The sequence below is a fragment of the Allobacillus halotolerans genome (assembly GCF_018967645.1).
Taxonomy (GTDB): domain Bacteria; phylum Bacillota; class Bacilli; order Bacillales; family Alkalibacillaceae; genus Allobacillus; species Allobacillus halotolerans.
In genome coordinates this window covers 1-1,900 of sequence record NZ_JAHLZF010000044.1, presented here as the reverse complement: position 1 = coordinate 1,900, position 1,900 = coordinate 1, and the positions used below count along the sequence as shown (strand labels likewise).

Here is a 1,900-nt window from a genome sequence, read left to right as displayed (position 1 = left end):
GCTAACAGTTCCTACTGCCAAGCCTGTAGTGGACTTTCACCACCAAGTTATAGCCCATGCCGGGCGCACTTAAAAAAGGAACACCTAAGATATAGGTGTTCCTTTTACAACTACCGTTTACTCTTTCAACTGCAATAAAGAAACCAACTCCACATGCACTGTATGAGGGAAAAGATCAACTGGTTGAACTGTTACTAATTCATAACCAAATGGTGTTAACTCTGTTATATCTGCAGCAAATGATTCCGGGTTACAAGAGACATAAACGATTCTTTTCGGTTGTGCACGCCCAATGCGGCGCATAACTTTTCCACCAGCCCCAGATCGAGGTGGATCGACCAACAATAAATCAGGTTGGCCAAACTGCTCTCTTACTTCATCAATGCCATTACGCGCATTATTTGCTAAGAAATACGTATTATGAACATCATTCTCTGTTGCATTACGTTTCGCAGATTCAATTGAGCTCTCAACGATCTCGACTCCTGCTAACGATTTCACTTGCTTCGCAAATGGTAGGGAAAACGTTCCAACCCCACAAAACAAATCAAACATCGTTTCATCAGCTTGCGGCTTACCGACTTCAAGAGCCAGTTCAACTAACTTCTCTGCTTGTTTAGGATTCGTTTGGAAAAATGTATTCCACCATAAACGATATCGAAAACCAGCTAGTTCATCGTAAATGAAGTCTCTTCCTGCCAAAACAAATGTTTCTTCTGCTTGAATGCTGTCCGCCCATAAAGTGTTAACTAACCATAATAAGCTTTTTACATTTGGGTATTTCTCTGTGATTCGTTGAACCAGATTATCCACTTGATCTTTCAATTTACCATCTGGTCTGTCAGTTGCTACAAGTGCAAGCATAATCTCGCCTGTCGCAAACGATTGCCGAACCATCAGATGACGCAAAAGTCCTTCATGTTCTTCTTTTAAGTATCCTGGCAATTTATGTTCTTTCGCCCACTTCGATACTTCCAATGCGGCTTCAACCATATCATTTCCCGCGATTAAACAAGTCTTCATATCGAACACTTTGCGGAAGTTTCCTTGTTCATGAAGCCCCATGTTCCCTTCTGGAGAAAATGTGAATTCCATCTTATTACGATAATTCCACGGGGTTTCTGCACCAATCGTATTTTTAACTAAATCTGCATTAAAACCTTGTTCCTCTAACTGACGTTTCACGTAATCTGTTTTATGATTTAGCTGTCCAGAATAGCTCCAATGCTGCCATACACAGCCGCCACAAATTTCAAAATGAGGACAGGGTGCTTCTACTCTTTCGGAGTTTGTTTTCAAAAATTCTGTCACATGTGCACGACTTCTTTTCTTCGTCGGTCGTTCAACTTGAACATGTACTTCCTCACCTGGGAGCGTTAGTGGTACATTTAATTTGAGCTTTTTTGGATTTCCTTGTTCATTCTCACGCCAAACAACTGCTTGTCCATTCCCTTTATGATCTAAATGATTAATTGTCGTATCAAAATAACGTTTTGGTTCAGTCATTCTCTTTTCACTTCCTAAACAACTTAAATTTTAATCGGTAATGCCAATATATCATGAAATCAATATGTATTATAGAAATTACCATACAGATTCTGAAACATAAGAAAAGCTACTAGACACGTATGTGCTAGTAGCTTCGAATTGCCCGGCAACGTCCTACTCTTGCAGGGGAAAAACCCCAACTACCATCGGCGCTAGAGAGCTTAACTTCTGTGTTCGGAATGGGAACAGGTGTGACCTCTCTGCCATCGTCACCGGACAAATATGTTGTTGAAAGGCATATACCTTCAAAACTAGATAAGAAGCAATACATCATCAAGTAAGTTAAGTCCTCGACCGATTAGTATCCGTCAGCTTCACGTGTCACCACGCTTCTACCTCGGACCTATCAACC

The 1,900-nt window shown here is 40.9% G+C and carries 1 protein-coding gene and 1 rRNA gene; both read right to left on the bottom strand.

Going from position 1 to position 1,900, the window contains the following annotated elements:
• Positions 1–117 precede the first annotated feature (117 nt).
• Entirely contained in the window at positions 118–1,506 is a 1,389-nt protein-coding gene (rlmD, locus tag KQ486_RS13865) for a 23S rRNA (uracil(1939)-C(5))-methyltransferase RlmD (RefSeq protein WP_216687982.1), read from the bottom strand.
• Between the two features lie 143 nt (positions 1,507–1,649).
• A 5S ribosomal RNA gene (gene rrf / locus KQ486_RS13860) occupies positions 1,650–1,765 on the bottom strand.
• Positions 1,766–1,900 lie beyond the last annotated feature (135 nt).

Bases quoted from the DNA above. Each gene is read 5' to 3' on its own strand.
- rlmD (WP_216687982.1), bottom strand. From the start codon at position 1,506: ATGACTGAACCAAAACGTTATTTTGATACGACAATTAATCATTTAGAT.